The 23,406-nt window shown below is 40.8% G+C and carries 24 protein-coding genes and 1 riboswitch; of the genes, 23 read left to right on the top strand and 1 reads right to left on the bottom strand.

The annotated features are described in order from the left end of the window. Window positions 1–174: 174 nt before the first annotated feature. The 16 genes from orn (at window position 175) to ACUR5C_RS12370 (ending at window position 16,626) form a co-directional block, all read left to right on the top strand. Window positions 175–720, top strand: coding sequence for an oligoribonuclease (gene orn / locus ACUR5C_RS12445; protein WP_454465462.1), 546 nt, complete (start codon window positions 175–177; stop codon window positions 718–720). A gap of 67 nt (window positions 721–787) precedes the next feature. Then, window positions 788–2,338 (top strand): NAD(P)H-hydrate dehydratase, encoded by a 1,551-nt coding sequence (locus ACUR5C_RS12440; protein WP_454465461.1) that lies wholly within the window; start codon window positions 788–790, stop codon window positions 2,336–2,338. Between the two features lie 147 nt (window positions 2,339–2,485). Beyond that, window positions 2,486–3,043 carry a tRNA (adenosine(37)-N6)-threonylcarbamoyltransferase complex ATPase subunit type 1 TsaE gene (gene tsaE, locus ACUR5C_RS12435; protein WP_454465460.1) on the top strand — a complete coding sequence of 186 codons (558 nt, stop codon included), beginning with the start codon at window positions 2,486–2,488 and terminating at the stop codon, window positions 3,041–3,043. Between the two features lie 49 nt (window positions 3,044–3,092). Then, on the top strand, window positions 3,093–4,421 hold the full coding sequence (locus tag ACUR5C_RS12430) for an N-acetylmuramoyl-L-alanine amidase (protein WP_454465459.1): 1,329 nt from the start codon (window positions 3,093–3,095) through the stop codon (window positions 4,419–4,421). Between the two features lie 4 nt (window positions 4,422–4,425). Continuing rightward, complete coding sequence (gene mutL, locus ACUR5C_RS12425) at window positions 4,426–6,390, top strand: DNA mismatch repair endonuclease MutL (protein WP_454465458.1); 1,965 nt, start codon at window positions 4,426–4,428, stop codon at window positions 6,388–6,390. Beyond that, the gene (gene miaA / locus ACUR5C_RS12420; protein WP_454465457.1) at window positions 6,380–7,339 is read left to right on the top strand and encodes a tRNA (adenosine(37)-N6)-dimethylallyltransferase MiaA; all 960 of its coding nucleotides are present in this window, start codon (window positions 6,380–6,382) and stop codon (window positions 7,337–7,339) included. Before mutL ends, miaA begins: the two co-directional genes overlap by 11 nt. Before the next feature lie 144 nt (window positions 7,340–7,483). Beyond that, the gene (gene recQ, locus ACUR5C_RS12415; protein ID WP_454465456.1) at window positions 7,484–9,595 is read left to right on the top strand and encodes a DNA helicase RecQ; all 2,112 of its coding nucleotides are present in this window, start codon (window positions 7,484–7,486) and stop codon (window positions 9,593–9,595) included. Window positions 9,596–9,974: 379 nt separating this feature from the next. Beyond that, the gene (gene hfq / locus ACUR5C_RS12410; RefSeq protein ID WP_454465455.1) at window positions 9,975–10,244 is read left to right on the top strand and encodes an RNA chaperone Hfq; all 270 of its coding nucleotides are present in this window, start codon (window positions 9,975–9,977) and stop codon (window positions 10,242–10,244) included. Window positions 10,245–10,478: 234 nt separating this feature from the next. Then, window positions 10,479–11,777, top strand: a complete 1,299-nt coding sequence (hflX, locus tag ACUR5C_RS12405; protein ID WP_454465454.1) for a ribosome rescue GTPase HflX — start codon at window positions 10,479–10,481, stop codon at window positions 11,775–11,777. Between the two features lie 136 nt (window positions 11,778–11,913). After that, window positions 11,914–12,948: an FtsH protease activity modulator HflK gene (gene hflK / locus ACUR5C_RS12400; RefSeq protein ID WP_454465453.1), complete on the top strand. Its 1,035-nt coding sequence runs from the start codon at window positions 11,914–11,916 to the stop codon at window positions 12,946–12,948. Beyond that, a complete protein-coding gene (gene hflC, locus ACUR5C_RS12395; protein ID WP_454465452.1) occupies window positions 12,948–13,838 on the top strand; it encodes a protease modulator HflC in 891 nt (296 codons plus the stop codon). The genes hflK and hflC overlap by 1 nt, the downstream gene beginning before the upstream one ends. An 81-nt stretch (window positions 13,839–13,919) precedes the next feature. Next, complete coding sequence (locus tag ACUR5C_RS12390; RefSeq protein ID WP_454465451.1) at window positions 13,920–14,102, top strand: DUF2065 domain-containing protein; 183 nt, start codon at window positions 13,920–13,922, stop codon at window positions 14,100–14,102. A 152-nt stretch (window positions 14,103–14,254) separates the two neighbouring features. Continuing rightward, on the top strand, window positions 14,255–15,556 hold the full coding sequence (locus ACUR5C_RS12385; RefSeq protein ID WP_454465450.1) for an adenylosuccinate synthase: 1,302 nt from the start codon (window positions 14,255–14,257) through the stop codon (window positions 15,554–15,556). A 241-nt stretch (window positions 15,557–15,797) separates the two neighbouring features. Next, a complete protein-coding gene (locus ACUR5C_RS12380) occupies window positions 15,798–16,016 on the top strand; it encodes a DUF4177 domain-containing protein (RefSeq protein ID WP_454465449.1) in 219 nt (72 codons plus the stop codon). Window positions 16,017–16,018: 2 nt separating this feature from the next. Next, window positions 16,019–16,240, top strand: coding sequence for a membrane protein insertion efficiency factor YidD (gene yidD, locus ACUR5C_RS12375; protein ID WP_454465448.1), 222 nt, complete (start codon window positions 16,019–16,021; stop codon window positions 16,238–16,240). A gap of 8 nt (window positions 16,241–16,248) precedes the next feature. Next, entirely contained in the window at window positions 16,249–16,626 is a 378-nt protein-coding gene (locus ACUR5C_RS12370; RefSeq protein WP_454465447.1) for a TM2 domain-containing protein, read from the top strand. A gap of 45 nt (window positions 16,627–16,671) precedes the next feature. Here the strand turns inward: ACUR5C_RS12370 and ACUR5C_RS12365 are convergent, their stop codons facing one another. Next, window positions 16,672–17,427, bottom strand: coding sequence for a helical backbone metal receptor (locus ACUR5C_RS12365; RefSeq protein WP_454465446.1), 756 nt, complete (start codon window positions 17,425–17,427; stop codon window positions 16,672–16,674). A gap of 320 nt (window positions 17,428–17,747) precedes the next feature. Here ACUR5C_RS12365 and ACUR5C_RS12360 point away from each other — a divergent pair, with 320 nt between their 5' ends. The 7 genes from ACUR5C_RS12360 to ACUR5C_RS12330 all read left to right on the top strand — a co-directional run bounded on the left by ACUR5C_RS12360 (window position 17,748) and on the right by ACUR5C_RS12330 (window position 23,405). Next, on the top strand, window positions 17,748–18,314 hold the full coding sequence (locus ACUR5C_RS12360; RefSeq protein ID WP_454465445.1) for a cob(I)yrinic acid a,c-diamide adenosyltransferase: 567 nt from the start codon (window positions 17,748–17,750) through the stop codon (window positions 18,312–18,314). Beyond that, on the top strand, window positions 18,311–18,712 hold the full coding sequence (locus tag ACUR5C_RS12355) for a hypothetical protein (protein WP_454465444.1): 402 nt from the start codon (window positions 18,311–18,313) through the stop codon (window positions 18,710–18,712). The genes ACUR5C_RS12360 and ACUR5C_RS12355 overlap by 4 nt, the downstream gene beginning before the upstream one ends. Window positions 18,713–19,038: 326 nt before the next feature. Further along, the gene (locus ACUR5C_RS12350; RefSeq protein ID WP_454465443.1) at window positions 19,039–19,407 is read left to right on the top strand and encodes a hypothetical protein; all 369 of its coding nucleotides are present in this window, start codon (window positions 19,039–19,041) and stop codon (window positions 19,405–19,407) included. A gap of 76 nt (window positions 19,408–19,483) precedes the next feature. After that, a riboswitch (cobalamin riboswitch) is annotated at window positions 19,484–19,656 on the top strand. A 97-nt stretch (window positions 19,657–19,753) separates the two neighbouring features. Continuing rightward, entirely contained in the window at window positions 19,754–20,560 is an 807-nt protein-coding gene (locus ACUR5C_RS12345) for an ABC transporter ATP-binding protein (RefSeq protein WP_454465442.1), read from the top strand. Further along, the gene (locus ACUR5C_RS12340) at window positions 20,547–21,620 is read left to right on the top strand and encodes a FecCD family ABC transporter permease (RefSeq protein WP_454465441.1); all 1,074 of its coding nucleotides are present in this window, start codon (window positions 20,547–20,549) and stop codon (window positions 21,618–21,620) included. The genes ACUR5C_RS12345 and ACUR5C_RS12340 overlap by 14 nt, the downstream gene beginning before the upstream one ends. A gap of 1 nt (window position 21,621) precedes the next feature. Then, on the top strand, window positions 21,622–22,653 hold the full coding sequence (gene cobT, locus ACUR5C_RS12335; protein WP_454465440.1) for a nicotinate-nucleotide--dimethylbenzimidazole phosphoribosyltransferase: 1,032 nt from the start codon (window positions 21,622–21,624) through the stop codon (window positions 22,651–22,653). Further along, window positions 22,650–23,405, top strand: a complete 756-nt coding sequence (locus tag ACUR5C_RS12330; protein WP_454465439.1) for an adenosylcobinamide-GDP ribazoletransferase — start codon at window positions 22,650–22,652, stop codon at window positions 23,403–23,405. Before cobT ends, ACUR5C_RS12330 begins: the two co-directional genes overlap by 4 nt. Window position 23,406: the final 1 nt, after the last annotated feature.

Below are 23,406 nucleotides of genomic sequence, written 5' to 3'. Positions count from 1 at the left end.
TAAAATCCAACAGCGCTACTTAGAGTTAATTTCTATTTAGGGTTATTTCTACATAGAGTTAATTTAAGGTATTTAAAATTAGCGCTTAGGTTTCAAGTGATAGCCATTATATACTATTCTAAACTTAAGATTAATTTTAACTCGCTATGTATGAGGCGCTAATAGGAGACAAGTGTGCAAAATAACAGCAATTTAATTTGGATTGATCTAGAAATGACCGGTCTAGAGCCAAATAAAGAAAAGATCATCGAAATTGCAACAATTGTCACAGATAAGGATTTAAATATACTGGCAGAAGGCCCAGTGATGGCGATCCATCAACCACAGGCTTTGCTCAATGAAATGGACGAGTGGTGTACCACTCATCATGGCGAGTCGGGATTAACTCAAAGAGTGATTGAAAGTCAGATCAGTGAAGCAGAAGCAGAAAAAGCCACCATTGCTTTTTTGCAAGAATGGGTTGAGCCCGGAAAGTCGCCAATGTGTGGCAATAGTATTGGGCAAGATCGGCGCTTTTTAGTGCGTTATATGCCAGCATTGCACGACTATTTTCATTATCGTAACCTCGACGTGAGCTCGCTAAAGGAATTAGCCGTGCGCTGGAAACCGCAAATTCTGAGCGGCTTCAGTAAACAAAACAAGCATTTAGCTTTAGATGACATTAAAGAGTCGATTCAAGAGCTGGCTTATTATCGGGAACATTTCATCAGATTAGATTAAGTTAACGCTTACTTACGCGGAGTAATGCATGTCAAAGTCGATGCAAAAAGTAAACTAGGGGGCCCATTTGCACAAAACTGCCCTGCTCGACGACGCCTCTGTGACTCCTTTTCCCAACAGCGGTTACTTGTTTAGTGCACAACAGGTTTCCGCGATTGAGTCCCTTTATTCAAAATTTCACTCCAAGCCAACGTTTCAGCTTATGGAAAAAGCGGCATTAAGCATTTTTGAAACGCTCACAATATACTGGCCAAAAGCAACCCAAATACTGGTGGTTTGTGGTAAGGGGAATAATGCGGGAGATGGCTTTTTGTTAGCTCAACTTGCTTTAGAAAGCGGATTAAATGTTGACCTAATGATGTTGAATGATCCGGCTAAACTTAAGGGAGATGCCGCTTTAGCATGGCACAATTTGCAACGATTAAAACCAAACCAAGTCAGTAATGTCGATTTCAATGATTATCATGTAATTATAGATGCCATCCTCGGAAGTGGAATAAAGGGAGCCGTCCGTGAGCCTTTTGACGCTGTCATTAGCCAAATTAACCAGTCAAAGACACCGGTGTTAGCCATAGATTTACCTTCTGGAGTCAATGCGAATAGTGGCGCGGTAGAGAATATTGCCATTTACGCAAACATTACTGTCACCATGATTGGCATAAAACGTGGATTAGTTACCGCGCAAGCACCCGATTATAGTGGAAAAATTTTGCTTGCTTCACTCGGAATTAATGAGCCTGAGAATTGGCTATGTTCAGCGCAAAGTGAGTCGCCAGCTCAACTGATTACCTTGGCTAAATTTCCAAGTGTTAGAGCCTTGCTAAAAAAACGCCGTAAAGCATCACATAAAGGCACACATGGGCATTGTTTAATATTAGCTGGTGCAAAAGGAATGTTGGGTGCAGCCATCATTGCCAGCCGGGGCTGTGCACGCAGCGGTGCTGGACTGGTTTCTTGTTGGGTAGAGCAAAATGCAGAAATGGTTGTGTTGAGCCAACCAGAAATTATGGCTAAAGACTTGCCGTTACCCGACATTGACTCTGTCGGTGGTCAACTTTCGAAATTCAATTGTGTGGTATTGGGCCCTGGTTTAGGCACTGAAGATTGGGCGCAATCACTATTAAGAAGGTTGTCGGAAGACACTAATTTTTTACAAAAAAGCAAGCTTTATGATGCCGACGCACTAAATTGGTTAGCGCTTAATCCCAGTTATGATGAACGCCGTGTTTTAACTCCTCATCCAGCTGAAGCGGCCAGACTACTGGGGTGTCAGGTTGCCGATGTGGAGCAAGATCGCTTTTTAGCTTGTGTTAAAATAGCACAACAATATGGTGGTATTTGTTTACTAAAAGGCGCTGGTACTATTATTGCGGACTCAACCGGGCAGTTGTGTTGCTGTCCTGTCGGTAATCCTGGCATGGCAAGTGGCGGCATGGGAGACCTGTTAAGTGGTATTATTGGCGGGTTGTTAGCGCAAGGCTATAAGCCATGGGATGCCGTTAAAATAGGAGTTTGTGTGCATGCTGAAGCGGCCGATTTAGCTGCGACTGAGGATTTGCGCTATCAAGGTTTACTCGCTACTGATCTATTGCAGTATTTGCCAAAACTTTTAAACTAGTCATTGAAAATTTAGTCATACTAGCGAGCTGAACTTGATTGTTTTTGTGACTATTGATGAGGCTCAATGATAGAATCGGGGTTTTAGTGAAAACGCTGTTTAGGATTAAGCTAGCGTTAATCAATTAGTTGTAGGATGAGAAAGCTAGTGGACTCAATCTATTTGCTTAAAGATGAACAAGAAACGGTGGCTGCAGGTCGAATTATTGCAAACTTGCTGCCTGCGCGAGCTTTAATTTTTTTAAATGGTGATCTCGGGGCTGGTAAAACGACTTTAGTACGAGGTGTGTTGCGGGCGTTTGGACATAACGGCAGTACTAAAAGCCCTACTTATACGTTAGTTGAACCCTATGATATAGCGAGCAATAAAGAGAATCATGAAAATCTGGAGCAAAGCGAAAGGTTAGACTCACTAACCCCAAAGTTGGTGTACCATTTTGACTTATATCGACTCGGTGATCCAGAAGAATTAGAATATATTGGGATAAGAGACTACTTGGAAGAGCAAGCCATATGTCTTATCGAGTGGCCTCAAAAAGGAGTAGGCTTTTTACCGCTGCCAGATTTAAGTATTGATTTAGCGTATGACAATGAAGCGCGACGCATTCAAATAAAGTCTCGTGATTTGGCACTAAGTGAAGCAATCAATCAGCGAATGAGTCAAAGTTTTGTAAGCCTAGAGCCTTCTCTAACCAGTGGGAATTAGCAATATTTAGCGTTCAAGTTGAGTAGTTCAAGTCGACAATAAAGGTGTTATGTTGTACTTATTTATAAAATTAAAAAATATTTTCTGCGGAGCTTTTCTTTTAGGCATAATTGTCTGCAGTGGGACTGCTGCATCGGCAGAAGTGAGTGGGATCCGTTTTTGGCAAGATCCAGAAAAAACGCGCCTTGTTTTCGACTTAAATGCCCAAGTCAGTTATCAGCTTTTTACCCTAGACAATCCTTATCGTTTAGTCGTCGATATTGATAACGCTCAGTTAAAAACAGATACCTCAAAAATTGAAATCCCTAACTCCTTAGTCAAAAAAATCCGCACAAGCGAGCAGCCGAATAAATTACGGGTAGTTTTAGATTTAGAAAACGGCGTGACTACAAATGACTTTACATTAAAACCGTTTCAAGATTATGGGCATCGCCTAGTGGTTGATCTTAAAGATAAAAATGCGAAAAAAGCCATAGTTAAAACCGCTGACTCGGTGATTAAAAATAAAGATAGAGACATCATTATCGCAATTGATGCGGGGCATGGCGGTGAAGACCCAGGAGCAATTGGGCCTAAAGGAACTAGAGAGAAGACAATCACATTAGCCGTAGCCAAGCGGCTTGAAGCGATGATTAATGCAGAGAGAGGGATGTCAGCTTTTTTAACCCGTAATTCAGACTATTATGTGGGGTTAGAAAAAAGGACCCAGCTAGCTCGAGAGAACAAAGCGGATCTCTTTATTTCGTTACATGCCGATGGATTTACGGATCCAAGAGTTAAAGGGGCATCTGTTTGGGTGTTGTCTAATCGCGGCGCAAACTCAGAAATGGGTAAGTGGCTAGAGCAACGAGAAAAAAGTTCTGACTTGTTAGGTGGGGTTGAAAGCTTATCGAATAAAGATCCATTAGTAGCGCAAGTGTTATTAGACTTATCAATGCATTATTCGGTAGGCGCAAGCTTTAAAGCTGCAGATTTAGTGCGCCAAGAATTATCGCGACGGATGCCTCATATGCACGGTAAAGGATTAAGAAAAGCTGCTTTTATGGTATTACGAATGCCCGACATTCCTGCAATGCTGGTAGAAATGGCGTTTATTTCTAATCCAAACGAAGAAAAAATATTAAAAACAAAGCGTCAGCAGGTGCGGGTTGCAAAAGCGGTATTAACTGGAGTTAAAAATTATTTTATTAAACATCCGCCAGATGGGAGTTTATACGCCAGCTTAGCAAAGTCAAAATCCTATAAAGTCAGACGCGGTGATACGCTATCGGAAATTGCACAAAATTTCGGTGTGAGCACCTCACAATTGATTAGTCATAATAATTTGAAGTCGAGCCAGCTAAAAGTCGGCCAAACTCTTTCTATACCTGGAGTATAGAGGCTTGCCTGCGTTACAGCGTATAAAATTACTAGATAACCGAGTCGCTAACCAAATAGCCGCAGGCGAAGTGGTTGAGCGGCCAGCTTCGGTCGTCAAAGAATTGATGGAAAATAGTATTGATGCCGGAGCGACTCGTATCGATGTTGAAATTGAGCGTGGTGGGACTCGCTTAATTAGAGTGACAGATAATGGCAAAGGTATCCACAAACAGGATCTTGGACTTGCCTTAACTCGGCATGCTACCAGTAAAATTTCTGAGTCAAAAGATTTAGCCACCATTTTATCTTTAGGCTTTCGTGGCGAAGCCTTGGCAAGTATAAGTTCAGTGTCGCATACGACCTTAACTTCTCGCCCAGAAAAAGCCGATATCGCTTGGCAAGCATGCACACATGGGCGCGAAATGCTGGTCGATATTCAGCCTGCCGCTGCGGCAATTGGAACTCGAATAGAAGTCAGTGACTTGTTTTACAATACACCAGCCAGACAAAAATTTTTGCGCACAGAAAAGACCGAGTTTGTCCATATAGAAGAAACTTTTAAGCGGCAAGTATTAGCCCACTTTGAGTTAGCTTTTACCTTAAAACATAATCATAAAGTAGTAAAAAGAGCACCAGCCTGTGGTGATGCTAAAGCGCGTCTAAAACGTATTGCAACAATTTGCGGTAAAGGCTTTGCCGATCACGCTATTGCGCTAAAGTGTCAGCATGAGCTCATTGATATTAGTGGTTGGGTTGGCCACCCAAGTTATCATCGGTCAGAGTCAGATATTCAATACGTTTTTATTAATCAGCGACCGGTCAAAGATAAGACATTAAACCACGCTATTAGACAAGCCTATGAAGGACTTTTGCCTGCCGGTAGAATGCCAACTTATGTCATTTACTTAACGATTGATCCTGCCAAGATTGATGTGAATGTGCATCCAACAAAGCATGAAGTGCGGTTTGACGATCAACGCTTGGTACATGATCTGCTTGCTAAAAGTGTAAAAGATTGTTTGTTAGATTGCAGCGCTCCATTATTAAATGTTGCAAGCTCAGAAACAGAACAAACTGACACTTTTGCGATTAAAACCAATGGAGAAATTGAGCACGTAGAGAATAGAGTCACGACTGCTGGATTTTCGCTAACTCAAAGTGAGCCATTAACCGGCAAGACTAGGTTTGGTGGTTTAACCGACCAGGTAGGTGCTTCTAGCTCACAAACTTTTGCTACGAATCGAGAGAGTCAGGCGCAGCACCATGAATTGCTTTCGCCGCGATCAGAGTCACCTTCATCGCAACAAACTCAGCCGTCGCCAATTTTAGGTTCTAATAATTTGTACTCTACCGCAAACAAAATAGATAGTAAGCAAGTGTTAGAAGCCGCGCGTGATCCTCAGGCAGCTATTGAGAATGGTGGCGCTTGTCCAAATGTTCAAGCGTTAACCGAAAGCTATTGGCTAGTCGATATTCTAGCAGAAAAATATCTAGTTAATGTTGATTGTTGGGTTGGCTTTTATCTTTTAGATATTTTTAATCAACAAACCGCGTTAACTTGTTTACCGCTTTTGTTTCCTCAAACTATTGTGGTTGAATCTGAATGTCTTGAGGAATTTGCCCTATTTGAATGTTTGAATTTGTTAGGCTTTAGCCTTTTACCAACTGAGCATGAGTCGCTACAAGTAAAAGCGGTTCCCAAATGGATTGGTCAGCACCAAACTTGCGAAATTCTAGAGAAGCTAACCTTGCTATTGGTTCAACTGAGTCATAGAATGCCAGCGGAAAACTATACAAATAAAGCCATTAAAGAGCGCTTGGCTAATTTAATCGCCGAAGTCTTTAAATCGAGCCTTGTTTCGTTAATGCAGGAGTTTGTAAACCAATCTCAAATGACTCCTGCATTAGTCGACAAAGCAAAACACACAGGTTGTCTTGTTAAACTAAATAACCAAAATTTGCCTAGGCTCTTTAATCGTGAAAAATAGTCAATTAAAGCCTGTGGTTTTTATTATGGGGCCCACAGCAGCAGGCAAAACTGCGCTGGCAATGTCTTTATATCAGAGTGGCGGTTTCGAGATTATAAGTGTCGATTCTGCTATGGTGTATCGAGATATGAATATCGGCAGTGCTAAGCCGAGTGCGCAAGAGCTTGCTGTCGCTCCACATCACTTGATTGATTTTCTTGATCCTAAAGTCGCTTATTCCGCGGCTGATTTTTCTGCCGACGCAAAACGATTAATCAATGAAATTCACGAGAGAAATAAAATACCGCTATTGACTGGCGGCAGTATGCTTTATTTTAAAGCGCTTCAGCAAGGCCTCGCCGACTTGCCATCAGCAGATCCTTCGCTTAGAAAGCAGCTCGCAGAACGATTAAAAAATGAAGGAATTGAAAGCTTGCATGCGCAGTTAGCTGACGTAGATCCTGTTACCGCAGAACGGTTACATCACTCAGATACTCAAAGAATATTACGCGCATTAGAAGTCTATCAAGTGAGTCAAAAGCCTTTGTCTCAATGGCATCAAGAGCAAAGTTTACAGGCATTAGCTAATCCGGTTTTGGCGATTGCTTTAGCGCCTAAAGAGCGCGCAGTTTTACATAAGAGAATTGCACAGCGGTTTGATCTTATGTTGAAACAAGGATTGGTAGATGAAGTGAAAGCACTCTATAACCGTGGTGATTTAAGTCTCGATTGTCCTTCGATGAAATCGGTTGGTTACCGCCAAATATGGCAATACCTTGAGGGAGAAATGTCATTGCCGCAAGCCACTGAGCGAGCCATTATAGCCACTCGTCAACTCGCTAAACGACAATATACTTGGTTGCGGAGCTGGCCCGATGTTGAATGGTTCGATCCGCTAGAAAGTGAGCAACTTAATGCTGCCGAACAAAGAATTTTTCATTTTATATCGGATAAAAATCGCACTGAATAATTATCTCAAATGTTTTTGATTAAAATTTAGTACGACTAGTTAAAAACTGACAAGAGTTTCAGTTATAGTCTACTTGGCGCATGGTTGAACTTGGTTATACTAAGCGCAGTTCTAACTTTTCACTTCAACTTATACATGGCGCTTATGCAAGAAGCTTTAAATATTTTACGAGATACTTTTGGGTATCAAGCGTTTCGCTTTAATCAAGCTGAAATTATCGAGTCACTTGTCTGTGGCCAAGACGTTCTTGCGCTTATGCCCACGGGTGGAGGCAAGTCGTTATGCTATCAAATACCGGCAATTCTTAGAGAGGGAACCGGTGTAGTGGTTTCGCCACTGATTGCTTTAATGCAAGATCAAGTTGACGCTTTGTCACAAGTGGGCGTTAACGCAGCATTTTTAAACTCAAGTTTAACTGCTAGCGAAGTTAAGACAATTGAAAATGAATTACTGAATGGTCAGTACCAACTGCTCTACGTTGCTCCCGAGCGAATTTTGTCGCCTGCCTGCCTCGATCTTTTAGCAAAAATAAAAATTAGTTTATTTGCAATTGATGAGGCGCACTGTGTCTCTCAATGGGGGCATGACTTTAGGCCAGAATATCAGCAGTTAGCGGCGCTCCATCAAATTTTTCCAGATGTTCCTCGAATTGCTTTAACTGCAACCGCTGATCATTCAACTCGGCAAGAAATTATTGACCAGCTTGCTTTAGTAAACGCAAAAAAGTTTATTAATAGTTTTGACCGCCCTAATATTCAATACGTGATTAGTGAGAGCCAAAATAACCGCAATCAGTTATGGGATTTTATCCAGACTCAACAACCCCATGATAGTGGTATTGTGTACTGTTTGTCGCGTAAAAAAGTTGAAGCGACGGCACAATGGCTGCAATCTAAAGGTCGAAATGCGCTACCATATCATGCAGGCTTATCGAATGATATTCGGCAAAAAAATCAACAAGAGTTTTTGCGTGAGCCTGGCGTGATTATTGTGGCAACCATTGCATTTGGAATGGGAATTGATAAGCCTGATGTTCGTTTTGTTGCTCATTTAAGTTTGCCTAAAAGCATAGAAGCATATTATCAAGAGACAGGTAGAGCTGGGCGTGATGGTCAAGCCGCAATGGCTTGGATGGCCTATGGGTTACAAGATGTTATTACCCTGCGTCAAATGATGCAGCAATCGAATGCTCAGCAAAGTTATAAGTTGGTTTCGCAACAAAAGCTAGAGGCAATGTTAGGGTTATGTGAAATGATTAGCTGTCGGCGTCAAGCTTTATTGGAGTATTTTGGCGAGACTCTAACCGCACCTTGTGGTAACTGCGATAACTGTCTAGCGCCGCCCAAAACTTGGGACGCGAGCATTGCCGCACAAAAGGCTTTGTCCTGTGTTTATCGTACCGGACAACGCTTTGGAGTTGCCTACGTTACCGATGTGCTTCTAGGTAAAGCTGACGATAGAATAATTAAGCATGGGCATGAGCAAATTTCTACTTTTGGGGTTGGCAATGAATTGAGCGTTGCGCAGTGGCGAAGTTTATTTAGACAGTTAGTCGCTCAAGGCTACTTGTCGGTTAATCACGATCTCTATGGTGCGCTTCAACTAAACCAAAAGAGCCGAGCAGTACTTAAAGGGCTGCAAACAATTTTAGCAAGAGAAAGCGTTAAAATTAGCGCAGCTAATACGAGCAAGAAATCAGCGGTGGCGGAAGTCCATCGTGAACTATTTGAAGCGCTGAAAGAGTTACGCAAATTGCTTGCAGATTCACAGGGCGTTCCTCCCTATGTTATTTTTCATGATGCGAGCTTAATCGAAATGGCGACTAAGCGGCCGGAAAACGCTCAAGACTTTAAATTTATTCATGGAGTTGGTGAGCGAAAATTAACACTTTATGGAAAAGATTTTTTAAAAGTCATTAAGCAATTTAAGCTGCCAGAAGCGGTAAATAAGGAATTTTCGGACACCGTCAATCAATCTATATTGTTGTATACGCAACAATTATCGGTTGCAGAAATTGCCCAGCAACGCGGCTTAACTGAAAACACGATTTACTCACATTTGAGCCAAGCGATTAAAGCCGGTGACTTAGATCCTTTGCAGGTACTTCAAATATCGCAGCAAGAGTATCAGTCTATTACACAATCACTGCAAATGTTTAATCCGGAAGAAAAAGGGCTAATGAGTAAGGTTTTTGGGTTACTTGAAGAGAAATATAGCTATGGTGTGATTCGTTGTGTTGCGGCATTAGAGTGTTAAACTAATACCATGGGATCGACCAGTAAATATTTTTATTTGAAAAGGTTGAACTCTTTCAGGTTTGCCCTTACTAAGGAGTTAAGCCGTCACTAAATGTTTTAACATTAATTATTTAGCAGAAGCGTATAATCAATGCTAAAATTAGTGGGCAGGTGGCTTAAGACTCGAATGTTGTCAGTTTTAGGTTTGTTTTTGGCTAGATTACAGTCAAAAATAGAGCCACTTTAAGGTGATGAGTTTGAATGTTCAAATGTATTTTGCATTTGTGACACGGATGGTTTTTGTTAAAGTATTGCTATCAGTCTGCAGGCTTTTCAAGAACAATAATATAGAGACTTTTCCAATTTAGTCTCAAGATAAAAACAATAAGGAGACAATCATGTCAAAAGGGCAGTCCTTACAAGACCCTTATCTAAATGCACTACGCAGAGAGCGAATTCCAGTTTCGATCTTTTTAGTTAACGGTATTAAGCTGCAAGGGCAAATTGAGTCTTTTGATCAGTTTGTTGTTTTGTTAAAAAATACCGTTAGTCAAATGGTGTACAAGCACGCTATTTCTACTGTTGTACCTGCACGGAATGTTAAATTGCCGCACGCAGGTGAAGGTGAAAATGGTGATAGCTCTAGTGAGAGTGCTGGAAACTTTTAGGGTTTGTGGCTTTACTAGTTAGGCATTAAATACGTTTAACGAGTTATATTAATTCTTGCTACTTTGCTTTGGCATTATGTGAAACGTCAGTTTGCAACGCGATTGCACTGGCGTTTTGTTGTCTAAGTATAGTAAATTATCCCTCCATATAACGATAACTTTGCTGGCATAAAGCACTCGCGGGCTTTATTAAGCTTTTAGTTAGCGATTTTTTCAATAAAAGAGTAAATTTGATTGTTTGATAGACACGCTGGCGGTGAAAACGCCGTTTTAGTACACATAGACTTTCCTGATTCCCAAAATAAAGAAGATAAAGATGAGTTTATTGAGCTGGCGGTTTCTGCTGGCTTAGTGGTAAAAGACGTAGTAGGTGGTAGCCGAATGTCACCGGACGCACGATACTTTATTGGTACCGGTAAAGCCGACGAGATTGCGCAAATTGTGAAACACAGTGAGGCTGATGTTGTCTTGTTCAATCATCGCTTATCTCCTGCACAAGAGCGTAATTTAGAAAGCTTGGTAGAGTGCCGGGTGATAGATAGAACCGGCCTTATTCTGGATATTTTTGCGCAACGAGCAAAAACTCACGAAGGTAAATTGCAGGTTGAGCTTGCCCAATTAAATCATCTATCAACTCGTTTAATCCGGGGTTGGACCCACTTGGAGCGTCAAAAAGGTGGGATTGGCTTACGCGGTCCTGGAGAAACTCAATTAGAAACCGATCGCCGATTGTTAAGAGATCGTATTAAAAATATTCAAAAACGCTTAGAAAAAGTAGAAAAGCAGCGGGAACAAAGCCGTCGCTCTAGAAAGCGCGGTAATACCCCTACAGTGGCATTGGTCGGTTATACTAACGCAGGCAAGTCAACGCTTTTTAATTTTTTAACTAATGCTGAGGTGTACGCTGCCGATCAGCTTTTTGCTACGCTTGACCCTACCCATAGAAAAATTCAATTAGTTCCCGGCCAAGATGTTATTTTAAGTGATACGGTTGGTTTTATTCGACATTTACCCCATGATTTAGTCGCTGCTTTTAAAGCGACTTTACAAGAAAGCCGTCAAGCAGACATTTTGTTACATATCATTGATGCGTCTGACGAGCGTAAAGAGGACAATATTGACCAAGTTTATCAGGTTTTAGAGTCGATTGGTTCGAGCGATATAAAAACCATCGAGGTTTACAATAAAATCGACAATATGCAGCAGGTAGCGGCTAAAACCGAACCGGGCATTGATGATGACCCCGACAGAGTATGGTGTTCAGCAAAAACAGGCGAAGGACTAGAGCTGTTAAAGCAAACTATCAGTCATCAACTAGATATTCAATGGGAACACTTGAAAATCAAGCTTTTGCCACAACATTTAGGCATTCGCAGTGAATTATATAACTTGAATGTGGTTGAAGCAGAATCGGTTAATGAAGATGCAAGCATTGATATACAAGTGAATATCAATATTGCCGACTGGCGTCGACTTTGCCGACAAACCAATGGTTTAATAGAAACACTAGTAATAGACGATTTATCTAAGTAGACTGCCGGCTAATTAATATTAGTTGGTGGCGCGGCTACTATGGTTGCAGCATTTAAGGCAGCTCGATTAAAATAGAGCGCAATGATGAGTTCAATAACTTTAATAATACATGACTTCAAACTGACTGGAGAGAAACATGGCTTGGAACGAACCAGGTAACAATGGTAATAAAGATCCTTGGGGGAACCGTAATAAACAAAATGGCCCGCCAGATATAGACGAGGTCTTTAAGAAAATTGGCGGAATTTTTGGTGGCGGCAAAGGCGGCAACGGTCAATCTAGTGGCAGTAGCAAAGGCTTTTTCAGTATTGCTGTTGTTGTGTTGGCGCTAGTATGGTCATTCGCTGGTGTTTATACCGTGAACGAAGCGGAAAGTGGAGTTATTTTAAGATTTGGAAAATACCATACAACGGTCGGTCCTGGCCTTGGGTGGCGTTTATGGGGAATTGATAAAATCTATAAAGTTAACACTAATGAGTTGTTACAAGCGCGCGTTGATGGGCGTATGTTAACTAAAGATATCAATATTGTAGAAGTGGAAATTGGTCTGCAATATCGAATCATTGACCCAGAAGATTACTTGTTTAATTTAAGCAATCCTAACGAAGCTTTATTGCAAGCTTCTGAAAGTGCACTGCGTCAAGTGTTGGGTGATAACAATGTAGATGCGGTTTTAACCTCAGAAAAAGAAAGAATAAGAAATAGCTTACAACAAGAAATCATTTCGATTTTGAGTAATTATAAAAGCGGTATAAAAATTGAAACAGTGACTCTAGAAAGAGCGTTACCGCCTCGCCAAGTAAATGATGCCTTTGAAGAAGTTAACCGAGCAGAGCAAGATGCTAAGCGAGAAGTTCAAGACGCACAAGCTTATAAAAACCGAAACTTACCGCTAGCAGAAGCTGAAGCAGAAAAAATGAAGCAGCAAGCTGATGCTTATAAAACCGAAGCTTTGGCTAGAGCGCGTGGTGAAATTGCCCGCTTTGAACAGTTGTTACCTCAATATTTAGCCGCGCCACAAGTGACTAGGCAGCGTTTGTATATAGAGACAATGGAGCATGTAATGTCCCGCTCTACTAAAGTAATGCTCGATGTTGATAATGGCAATAACATGATATACCTGCCGCTTGATCAAATAATGAAAAAGCGTAGCGCACAGGAGGCAAAATAATGAGTAACAAGAGCCCATTTATCGCGTTTTTTATTATTCTCTCGGTTTTTATCTTATCTGATTCTGTGTACGTTATTTTAGAAACAGAACGCGCACTAAAGCTAAAGTTTGGTAAGGTTCTCCGTGATGAAAATGATTTACCAACAACATTTGAGCCTGGTTTACATTGGAAGTTTCCTTTGATTGAAAAGGTTATTTCATTAGATGCACGTGTCCAAACAATGGATGGCGCACCTAACGTATTTACAACCGAAGATAAACAGTTTCTTGATGTCGATACTTATGTGCAGTGGAAAGTAAATGACTTTTCGCAATTTTACTTACGTACTCAAGGTCGTTTTACCGAGGCAGAAAGTGTTATAGAGCGGCTTGTAGACAATGGACTGCGTGATCAATTTGGTCAACGTACATTAATTGAAGCCGTTGCAGAACAGCGTGAAGAGTTAATGAACGCAATACGTAACGATGTAAACAAGCGTGTACCCGATTACGGTATTGAAGTAGTTGATATTCGTGTAAAAATGGTTAATTACACTAATGAAGTCTTGCCTAATGTTTACAATCAGATTATTTCTGAGCGTAAAGCAACTGCCGATGAGCGCCGCAGTAAAGGTAAGAAAGAAGGTAATATCATCATTGCGACGACCGATGCGACGGTTAAAAAGATTAAAGCCGAAGCAGATGAATACGCACGAACAACGCGTGGTGAAGGGGATGCGTTGGCAGCTAAAATTTACGCTGACACCTATAATAAGAACCCAGACTTTTACGCATTTTTACGAAGTTTAGATGCCTACAAAGAGTCTTTTAAAAACAAAGACGACATTATGGTAGTTCAGCCGAAAGGAGAGTTTTTTAAGTATTTAAAAGACTCTAAAGGCAAAAATTAAGCACTGCAGAGTGCAGGTTTGTTAAGGCAGTCTTTTGACTGCCTTTTTTTCGTCTTTAAAATACTCATTGTAGGAGGAGTTATGACAGAGTTTCTTACCGGGGTCGCGATTGCTTTATTACTAGAAGGTATGATGCCTTTTATCGCACCAAAGCGCTGGAAATCTATGGTAATTAGTTTAGCGGAGCTTCCTGACGCGAGCTTGAGAGGCGTGGGGCTAGTGGTAATGTTAAGCGGTTTGTTGACCCTTTGGTTAGTTAGGTAAAAAACTGTTTCTCTTTTAACCTATTGAAACTAAGCGATTTTCTTTAAATTTTGTAAAAAATAGCGGAAATATAGCTAAAAAATGCAGAAATTTTAAGACGATAAGAGTACAATGCGCGGTTTCCTTTTAAGGCATTTTAAAGAAATCTTGTTATGTCAAAAAATGTAGTTGTTTTAGGCACCCAATGGGGTGACGAAGGTAAAGGTAAGATCGTTGACTTGTTAACTGATCGAGTAAGCGCCGTGGTTAGATATCAAGGTGGCCACAATGCAGGCCATACTTTGGTTATAGACGGTAAAAAGACGGTATTGCATCTTATTCCTTCAGGAATATTACGTGACGACGTTAAATGCCTTATTGGCAATGGTGTTGTTTTGTCGCCTGCGGCACTACAAGAAGAAATGACTATGCTTGAAGGGAACGGCGTACCGGTAAGAGAGCGCCTGCGAATCAGCGGTGCCTGTACTCTAATTTTGCCGTACCATATTGCGCTCGACCAAGCTCGAGAAGCGGCTAAAACGGGTGACAAGAAAATAGGAACCACTGGCCGAGGCATTGGTCCAGCCTATGAAGACAAGGTCGCAAGACGCGGGCTACGAGTTGATGATTTGTTTTACCCAGAACGCCTTAAAGAAAAGTTAACGGAAGTTTTGGAGTACCATAACTTTGTGTTAACTAACTACTTTAAACAACAAGCGATTAGCTTAGACTCCGTTTATCAAGAATGTTTGGGTTACGCTGAAATGTTGAAGGATTTGGTTGAAGACGTCACTGAAACCTTGCACTTAGCGAGAACCAACAATGAGTCTTTATTATTTGAAGGCGCACAAGGTACCTTACTTGATATCGATCACGGGACATTCCCTTATGTGACTTCGTCAAATACGACTGCTGGTGGAACTGCCACTGGTTCAGGTTTTGGTCCGTTATATTTAGATTATGTTTTAGGTATTACCAAAGCCTATACAACGCGAGTAGGTGGCGGACCTTTCCCAACTGAGTTGTTTGATGAGGTGGGGCAGCGCTTAGGCGAAAAAGGCCACGAGTTTGGTGCAACTACGGGGCGTCAGCGTCGCTGCGGTTGGTTAGATGCTGTGGCATTGAAACGAGCCATTCAAGTTAATAGTGTTACCGGTATTTGTTTAACTAAGCTAGATGTTTTAGATGGTTTAGAAACGGTAAAAATCTGTGTTGGTTATACTTGCCCAGAAAAAGGCCAATTAACCACAACACCGGTTGGCGCAGAAGGTTTTGCGCGAGTAAAGCCCGAATATATTGAACTACCTGGTTGGAGTGAGAATACTTTTGGCGTACAGTCTTGGGAAGAACTACCGCAAAATGCGCGTGACTTTATCGCAAAAATTGAAGAGTTAGTTAAAGTTCCTGTTGATATTGTCTCTACTGGTCCAGATAGGGTAGAAACGATTACCCGTCGAGATCCTTTTGAAGTATAAGAAAAATCGGATAACCTATAAGTAAGTAAAAAAGGCCGCTATGCGGCCTTTTTTTATTGATGCTTTTAAGACGCTGAGTAATTTTCACTATGCTTGAAAGTTATGCTATGGTTGAGCAAAAGTTTGTTATGAAGCTAGGTATGTCATTACTTGTAGTCTACAACACAAATAATGTTGGAAGTCGTTTTAGGTCTATCGCTGAAGTTTAAAATCTAAAAATTAAAATGCAGAAGGAAATAAAATGGATAATAGGTTCAAAGAATATAAAGTTGTACACATTGCCGAAGGCGGTTGCGGAACCATTTTATTAGGGGCGTCTGGGATGCCGCTAAAAAAAATTGAAGCCGAGTTAAATGCCTTAGCCGCAGAAGGTTGGCAAATGGTTTTTCAGGTGATTGAGCGCAAGCGCTACTTACTGTTTTGGAGTAGAGAAGCGGCAATTATAACTTTGGGTAGATAATTGTGAAACCAGTGCTTCTTTCACTGATTCGTCAATACCGGGTAACAGGAGGTGGTCGTCGCTGGTTTGGTGTTGACTGCAATTTTCAGCCAACCTGTTCAGAGTATACTTACCAAGCGATTGAAAAGTACGGTGTATTTAAAGGGTTAAAGCGAGGCGCTCTTAGGATTAAGTCCTGCTCGCAAAAAGATAGTTTTTGCAAATGTATCGATCCTTTGCAATAGGAGGAAAGTTGCTAAATCAACAGCAAGTAGACACTGAGGAAGAAGACTTACGTGAGCAGATAAACTTGCTTTCGGAGAATGGTAAGAAAGCTTTTTATGCTTCAGTAAAGAAAAAAGTAAAAGACCCAGACACTTATGCGGCTCTTAATTGGTTCTTTATTATAGGGTTGCACCATTTTTATTTAGGTCGATGGGTAAGTGGCTGCCTAGATATAGCCGCATTTATTGTTGGCATTTTACTCATCGTTTTTTATTCTTTTGCTGCGGGTATTAGCCTCATAATTATTGTCTCTATGTTAGAGCTATGGGCGCTTTTTAGATCTCAATTGATTGTTCAGGATTGGAACAATCAGCTTTATAAAGTTGAACTGCAAAAATATCGGTGAACAAGCTGCATGCATTAGGTCTAGTTCCTTAGTTCAGCAGGTAGGTTATTTTGCCTGGGAATCTTGTTGTTGCTCCAAAAACATGAGTGAACGAATGCCATACCAGGAAAATTTTTCACCGTCGACTAAACCGCAAGCAAAACCTAATGATTGCATTTCTTTTTTGTAGCGTTCGAAAGGAAAAGGTTCACTAGAAAAAAGTAAGCAGGTGGCGCTTTTTGATAATTGATCTAGCTCAATTTTAGGGTATTTTTCTGGCTGCGAACTTAAGTAATGACCTAACCCACAGAACTCTAGAACAGAGCGAATAAAGGTATTTTCGCCAATTGCCATATAGGGATCTTTCCAAATTAAATATTCAAGCTGTGCTTGCGAGCTTGGCTCTATCCACCATTCAATTACGCCAGGAATATTGGGTAGCTTAATGGGGGTTGACGGCTTTGACTGACTCGTTAGTTGTTGCCAGCGTAGCGCAATTTCTTGTAGTGCTTTATTGCGCAAGGTTTGCGCTAATCGATTGAGTTCTAGCGCCACATCGTCGATTTTGGTGATATGCAATGCAATATACTCAAAAGGGCAAGACTCTGCCATTGCGAACGTATTTTCTTCTTTGTCTAAAATGACAATATCGGGTGCAAGTTGTGAGGCTTGCTGCCAATCAACTTCCTTGGTTCCTCCAACCTTTTTAATTGAGCTAACTTTGTTTTCTGGGTGTATACAGAATCTAGAACGGCCCACCACATTAACACCGCAGTAAATTAATGTTTCGGTTATAGAAGGAACAAGACAAATGACTTTCACAAAGTAGCCTTTAAAATGAGGTCGTTAAAAAACAATACTGGCAGCGCGCTTAAACTGGCGAGTTGCTATATGCTGTAAGATTATAAAAAATCAAAAGATCATAGAGCTTGCTTTAACTTTAAGCAAGTGTGTTAGCATTTAAGCAGTTTTCTGACAAAATATAGCAATATGAGAACTTTAGGTGGTATTAATTCACAGTTTTTCTGCATAGAATACGCGCCTTTTATTGATATAGATTGACTTTGGCTTGCCAACGGCAGCAGCGTTGGATTGTGGACTCATTTAATTAGCAACATCACTTTATTTAAATAGGATTAATCATGGGAAATCGACTTTCTAAGTTAGCAACCAAAACCGGTGACGACGGCACCACAGGGATTGGTGGTAATAAGCGCTATCCAAAAGACTCAGCCCGCATTGAAGCTATTGGTAGTGTTGATGAATTAAACTCTGCGATAGGTATGGTATGTTCGCAGCCCATTGATGGCTCGTTGCTAAGTGTTTTAAATGAAATTCAGCATCGCCTTTTTGATCTTGGTGGCGAGCTAGCAATGCCTGACTATACGCTTATTGAAGAAAAGCACATACAACAACTTGATAACTGGTTAGAAGAGTTTAACCAGCAGCTGCCACCGCTTAAAGAGTTTGTGTTGCCTAAGGGCACATTGGCAACCACTAGTTGTCATTTGGCAAGAACCATTTGTAGACGCGCTGAAAGGCGCATTGTGACCGCAGCTAACGAAGAGCCTATTAACGATAATGCGCGAATTTATTTAAACCGCTTATCAGATTTACTTTTTGTTTTTTGTCGGCTGCTTTCACAACAAGATAATCAGCCTGAAGAGTTATGGCAGTCAAAGCGCATGCAAGGTAATAAGACTGAATGAGCTGTGCCAATTTAGAGGTAGCGAAACAGAGTTATTGCTTTCTGTTTAAGCATAATTACTGTGTCGTGCAGTTTTTTAACCGGGTAACATTAAAAGAATTGGTCGATAGCTTTTCTGCGTTAGTAAGGCATCCTAAGTTCGAAAAGAATATGTCAGCTTGCTATGACATGCGTTGCGCCTTTGTCGAGGTGGATTTAAAAGAAACTGAAATATTTTATCACTTTGCTGCGGGTATGATTGACAAAAGGGGGGCAGATTATCGGCTTGCTTTTGTTTATGGTGATGAAATGACAAAGATGCTAGCGGAATTTTATCGGCTATTTTTGTCACGTACTCAGATAGAAGTAGAGATAAGTGACTGTTATAACCAAACCTTACAGTGGCTAGAAAAAAGCTAAACGATTAGCTGCTTTAACTGAGATGTTAAAGTCGCTGCTAATTTTTACTGCACCGCCACATTTTTGACTCAATACCCATATTAAAATTATGTTTATTTGTAAACTGTTCTTTTTATTGGTTTTATTTTAATAGCCCATATTCGTAGCGTAAATAATTCACTTCGGTAAGTAGCCAGCGTCTAATTAACTCAAATAAATCTCAGATACCCTAAATTATCTTGCTATTTTAGAATAAATAGAAAACACTCTAAATACCTTACGTAACATATTGTTTTTTATTACATATGGCTGCAATTGAATCGAGTACAAATAGTCAAAGCTACAAGATGACGTTCAGTCACGGGGGCGGATACGTCGATATTGCCTTTGATGGGGGCGTCAGCGTTAGTTTACTCAATCAAGTGTTTATGGAGCTTATTGCTCACTCTCAGTTTAAATATAATCTAAACGCATGTTACGACTACAGTAATGCCTATCCTGACATTAGCATGCCGGAAATAGAAGAACATGCTTCTCTAGTGCAGCAAAATCTTCATTTAAGAGGCTCTACTTATAAGCTAGCTTTAGTTGCTACAGATACTTTGGCTTCAGCATTGTTATCTGTTTATAAGCTAAGAATTTCTAAAACTTCGGTTGAAGCCGAAGTCTTCTCATCAAAAAAATCTGCCATTACCTGGCTTTTAAACCCAGAGTGAAGTCCTGAGCCGCTTATTACTTTGTGTACTTAAGTTTAATTATCTCAATGCTATTCCATTGTCTTTGTGCGTGCTATAATCGCGATCCATTTTTGGTGCGCTTAGCGCTTAAAAGGGAACGCGGTTAAAATCCGCGGCTGTGCCCGCAACTGTAAATAGAGCGAACGACCATACCACTGGCTAAAGCCGGGAAGGGGTCTAACGGTTAACTCTATAAGCCAGGAGACCTACCAGAGATGATAATTCTTGCTAATCGAGCGGGTCACTCGAAGGAGCAGTGAGTAAATCCGCCTATTCACTCCCCCTTAAAAGATCCGCTAGATACCGTTAAAGTGGATCAGAATACGTGCAAACAGTCAATCAGTCCAATGTGTTAATTAATGCTACTAACATCAGTTGGCAGGTACGTAAGCGCCTTATTCTCGACAACATTAGCTTTCAGGTTAAGCAAAATGAATTCGTGGGTATTATCGGTCCGAATGGCGCTGGAAAATCTTCTTTGCTTCGTTGTTTATATCAAAAAATAATCCCCAATCAGGGAAATATCGATTTCGCTGGAAAAACACTCAAAAGTTATTCAAGAAAAGCCTTGGCACAACAGTTAGCAGTGGTATTGCAAGAAGCACCTATGCGTTTTGAGTTAAGTGTAATGGATGTTATTCGAATGGGTCTTACACCAAACAAATCATTGCTTTCATTTGACACTCATGCAGACAGCCTCGCCATTATTAATGCAGCAAAGCAAGTCGATTTAGCTGACAAGCTTGAACAAAGTATGAACTCGCTATCGGGCGGCGAAAAGCAACGAGCAATGATTGCTCGCGCCATTTTGCAGTGTCCCAGATTATTAATTATGGATGAGCCAACCAACCATTTAGATGTCCGTCATCAAAAAGAAGTTTTAACGCTAGCAAAAAAATTGAACATCACAGTGATTGTCAGCATTCACGATCTGAATTTAGCTGCCGCATACTGCGATAAGCTTATCTTGCTTGATCAAGGCAAAATTGTTGCCCAAGGCACACCAGAAGAAGTGATTAATCAGCCGACTTTGAAACAAGTATTTGCAGTTGATAGTTTGGTTGATTCACACCCGTTCAACAATAAGTTGCGCATTACCTTCGACATGGGAGAGTCTCATGTTAATAAGTAAACAAAACTACTTTTACTCACTTAAAAAACAGCTAGGAAATAGTACTCACTTTATAATGATTATTCTATTTTTAGTTTGTTTGCTATTAGTTAGTTTAATTACTGCCAGTGGTATAGGTAGCGTTAATTTAACCGCTTCACAAGTATTTGATGCTTTGTTGGGCTGCGAGCTAAATCAACTAGACTGTAGTGTTAATCAAATCACAACACAAATTGTTTGGGAAATTCGATTACCCAGAATATTCATGGCTTTAATTACAGGAGCTGGGCTTTCTGTTACTGGAGCCATTTTACAGTCGGTCACTCGAAACCCATTAGCAGATCCTTATTTGTTTGGCATATCTTCGGGCGCGTCTTTAGGTGCCGTTGTCGTCATGTCGGTTATTTCTGCAGGTACAGTTTCCATAACTGCTGGCGCTTTAGTGGGAGGCATATTTTCAGTCTTTTTAATGTTAACTTTAGCAGGGAAATCCGCGGTTAACGTTGAGCGCTTATTGCTTTCTGGGGTTGCTGTTTCTTTTATGCTTTCCGCATTTACTAGTTTAATTTTGTATTATTCCGAACCTGAAACAGCGGCGACTTTATTGTTTTGGATGATGGGAAGTTTTTCTAATAGTCAGTGGAGCGAACTACCATTACCTACGCTAGTTTTGGTGTTGGGCTTTGTTTTGTTTTTTATTTACCGCCGTTGGTTAGTGGCAATACAGGCCGGAGACGAAAGCGCGCAGACACTGGGGATCCCGGTTAATCAGTTGCGCCTAATGATGTTAATAGTATGTGCAATTATTACTGCAGTATTAGTCGCTCACGTTGGTGGAATTGGTTTTGTTGGCTTAATGATTCCTCATATTGCGCGCTATATAGTTGGGCCTCAAATTCATAAGATTTTACTTGTCACTTTTATTCTTGGTGCAACTTTTATGATTTGGGTAGACGTAATTGCGCGTTCGTTATTACAACATCAAGTATTGCCAGTTGGGATCGTTACTTCTGCGCTAGGAAGCTTTTTCTTTTTTATTATTTTAAAACACCGCAGTCGCAGCGATAGTGTTGGAGTTTAATGTGTTTAATATTTTAGATTTAAATAGCCAGCATGATGCGCTAATCAAACACACGATTGACAACAAAACTAAACCGCCAGGGGCCTTGGGAGATCTTGAAACGCTTGCATTTCAGTTAGCCAAAATTATTGCGGTTGACAATAAAATCCTGATTAATCGGCCGTGTATGCTGGTATTTGCAGGAGATCATGGTATTGCCAAAGAAGGGATCAGTATTGCTCCTAGTGAAGTGACTCAACAAATGGTTAACAATTTTCTAGCCGGTGGTGCCGCCATTAATTGTTTTTGTCGCGTCAACCAAATACAGCTAGAAGTCATTGATGCGGGAATTTTAGCGCCGCTGGAGCATCCTAAATTACATAACTGTTCTTTAGGCCAAGGAACAAATAATTTTTTGAATGAACCGGCTATGAGTATCACAGCGGTTGAAAAGGGAATTGCTTTAGGAGGCGCTATGGTCGCCAAGCAAACTCAGCAAGGAAGCAATGTTATCGGTTTTGGTGAAATGGGCATAGGTAATACGTCTTCAGCAGCTGCCCTATTAAGCGTATTATTAGATTGGCCGGTTGCCGATTGTGTTGGTCGTGGAACTGGAATAGACGATGTTACTTTTTTACGCAAGCAACAATTGATTGAACAAGCGGTTACCAAGCATAAAAGTCAATGTCATGATGTATTGTCGGCATTAGCGCTTTTAGGTGGTTTTGAAATTGTTGAGATGTGCGGTGCCATGTTGGCTACTGCTGAAGCGCGCTGCGTTATTTTGGTTGACGGATTTATTGCGAGCGTTGCCGCACTTGCTGCGATAAAAATAAACTCTAATGCGGCTGCTTATATGGTGTTCTGTCATGAGTCTGAAGAAAAGGCTCACCGAAAGTTACTTAAATATTTAAATGCCAAGCCGCTACTAAAACTTAGCCTAAGGCTTGGCGAAGGTACTGGCGCGGCATTAGCAATGCCTTTGTTGAAAAGTGCTGCAGAATTTTACAACCAAATGGCGAGCTTTGATGCTGCAGGAATTCAAGCGGTATGACGTTTATAAACAAGCAAATTAATTTGCTGTTAATTGCAATTAGCTTTCTAAGTCGAGTACCGGTTTCTAGCAGGCTTGATTATTCTCAGCAAAAACTTAACGAGGCTTGTCGGTATTTTGCTTTGGTAGGATATTTACTAGGCACATTATGCGTGTTGGTTTTTTGGATTTTTAATCAACTATTTGATGTCTCTGTAGCACTCATATTAGTCATGGGGTTTAGTTTACTTTTAACTGGTTGCTTTCATGAAGACGGCCTAGCTGATACTTGCGATGGGTTTGGTGGTGGTTGGGGCCAACAGCAAAAGCTTACTATAATGAAGGACTCTCGAATTGGTACTTATGGTGCGGCCGGATTATGGTTTGCATTAAGTGCCAAGTGGATATTTTTAACTCATATTGAAAATATAGTTGGTGCCTTATTGTTAGCCTACTCATTGAGTCGAGCAATGAGTGTTTGTGTGATGTTTATTTTGCCTTATGTTACCGATGAAGATAGCAGCAAAGTAAAACCCATCGCCATGGCAACTAGCCGAATAAATTTGCTCATTAATTTATTGGTAGGGGCTACTGGCTTCTTTATTTTTCCAACAGTAGCTCTTTCATTATTTTGGGCTTTAGGACTTGCGCTAGTGCTTTATGTTTTGTTATTAAAGCGACAAATTGGCGGTTTTACTGGCGATACTTTAGGCGCAGCACAGCAAATTTTCGAGCTTTTAATTTACTTAGTGCTTATTGAGGGAGCGCTTTAAT

This window comes from Aliikangiella aequoris (assembly GCF_053709105.1).
This window is presented reverse-complemented; position numbering and strand designations above follow the sequence as displayed.

Coding starts and splice junctions, on each gene's coding strand:
- ACUR5C_RS12330 (WP_454465439.1), top strand. CDS start 22,650: ATGACGTTTATAAACAAGCAAATTAATTTGCTGTTAATTGCAATTAGC.
- hfq (WP_454465455.1), top strand. CDS start 9,975: ATGTCAAAAGGGCAGTCCTTACAAGACCCTTATCTAAATGCACTACGC.
- recQ (WP_454465456.1), top strand. CDS start 7,484: ATGCAAGAAGCTTTAAATATTTTACGAGATACTTTTGGGTATCAAGCG.
- ACUR5C_RS12380 (WP_454465449.1), top strand. CDS start 15,798: ATGGATAATAGGTTCAAAGAATATAAAGTTGTACACATTGCCGAAGGC.
- ACUR5C_RS12390 (WP_454465451.1), top strand. CDS start 13,920: ATGACAGAGTTTCTTACCGGGGTCGCGATTGCTTTATTACTAGAAGGT.
- ACUR5C_RS12430 (WP_454465459.1), top strand. CDS start 3,093: ATGTTGTACTTATTTATAAAATTAAAAAATATTTTCTGCGGAGCTTTT.
- ACUR5C_RS12385 (WP_454465450.1), top strand. CDS start 14,255: ATGTCAAAAAATGTAGTTGTTTTAGGCACCCAATGGGGTGACGAAGGT.
- hflK (WP_454465453.1), top strand. CDS start 11,914: ATGGCTTGGAACGAACCAGGTAACAATGGTAATAAAGATCCTTGGGGG.
- ACUR5C_RS12360 (WP_454465445.1), top strand. CDS start 17,748: ATGGGAAATCGACTTTCTAAGTTAGCAACCAAAACCGGTGACGACGGC.
- ACUR5C_RS12355 (WP_454465444.1), top strand. CDS start 18,311: ATGAGCTGTGCCAATTTAGAGGTAGCGAAACAGAGTTATTGCTTTCTG.
- ACUR5C_RS12350 (WP_454465443.1), top strand. CDS start 19,039: ATGACGTTCAGTCACGGGGGCGGATACGTCGATATTGCCTTTGATGGG.
- ACUR5C_RS12340 (WP_454465441.1), top strand. CDS start 20,547: ATGTTAATAAGTAAACAAAACTACTTTTACTCACTTAAAAAACAGCTA.
- hflC (WP_454465452.1), top strand. CDS start 12,948: ATGAGTAACAAGAGCCCATTTATCGCGTTTTTTATTATTCTCTCGGTT.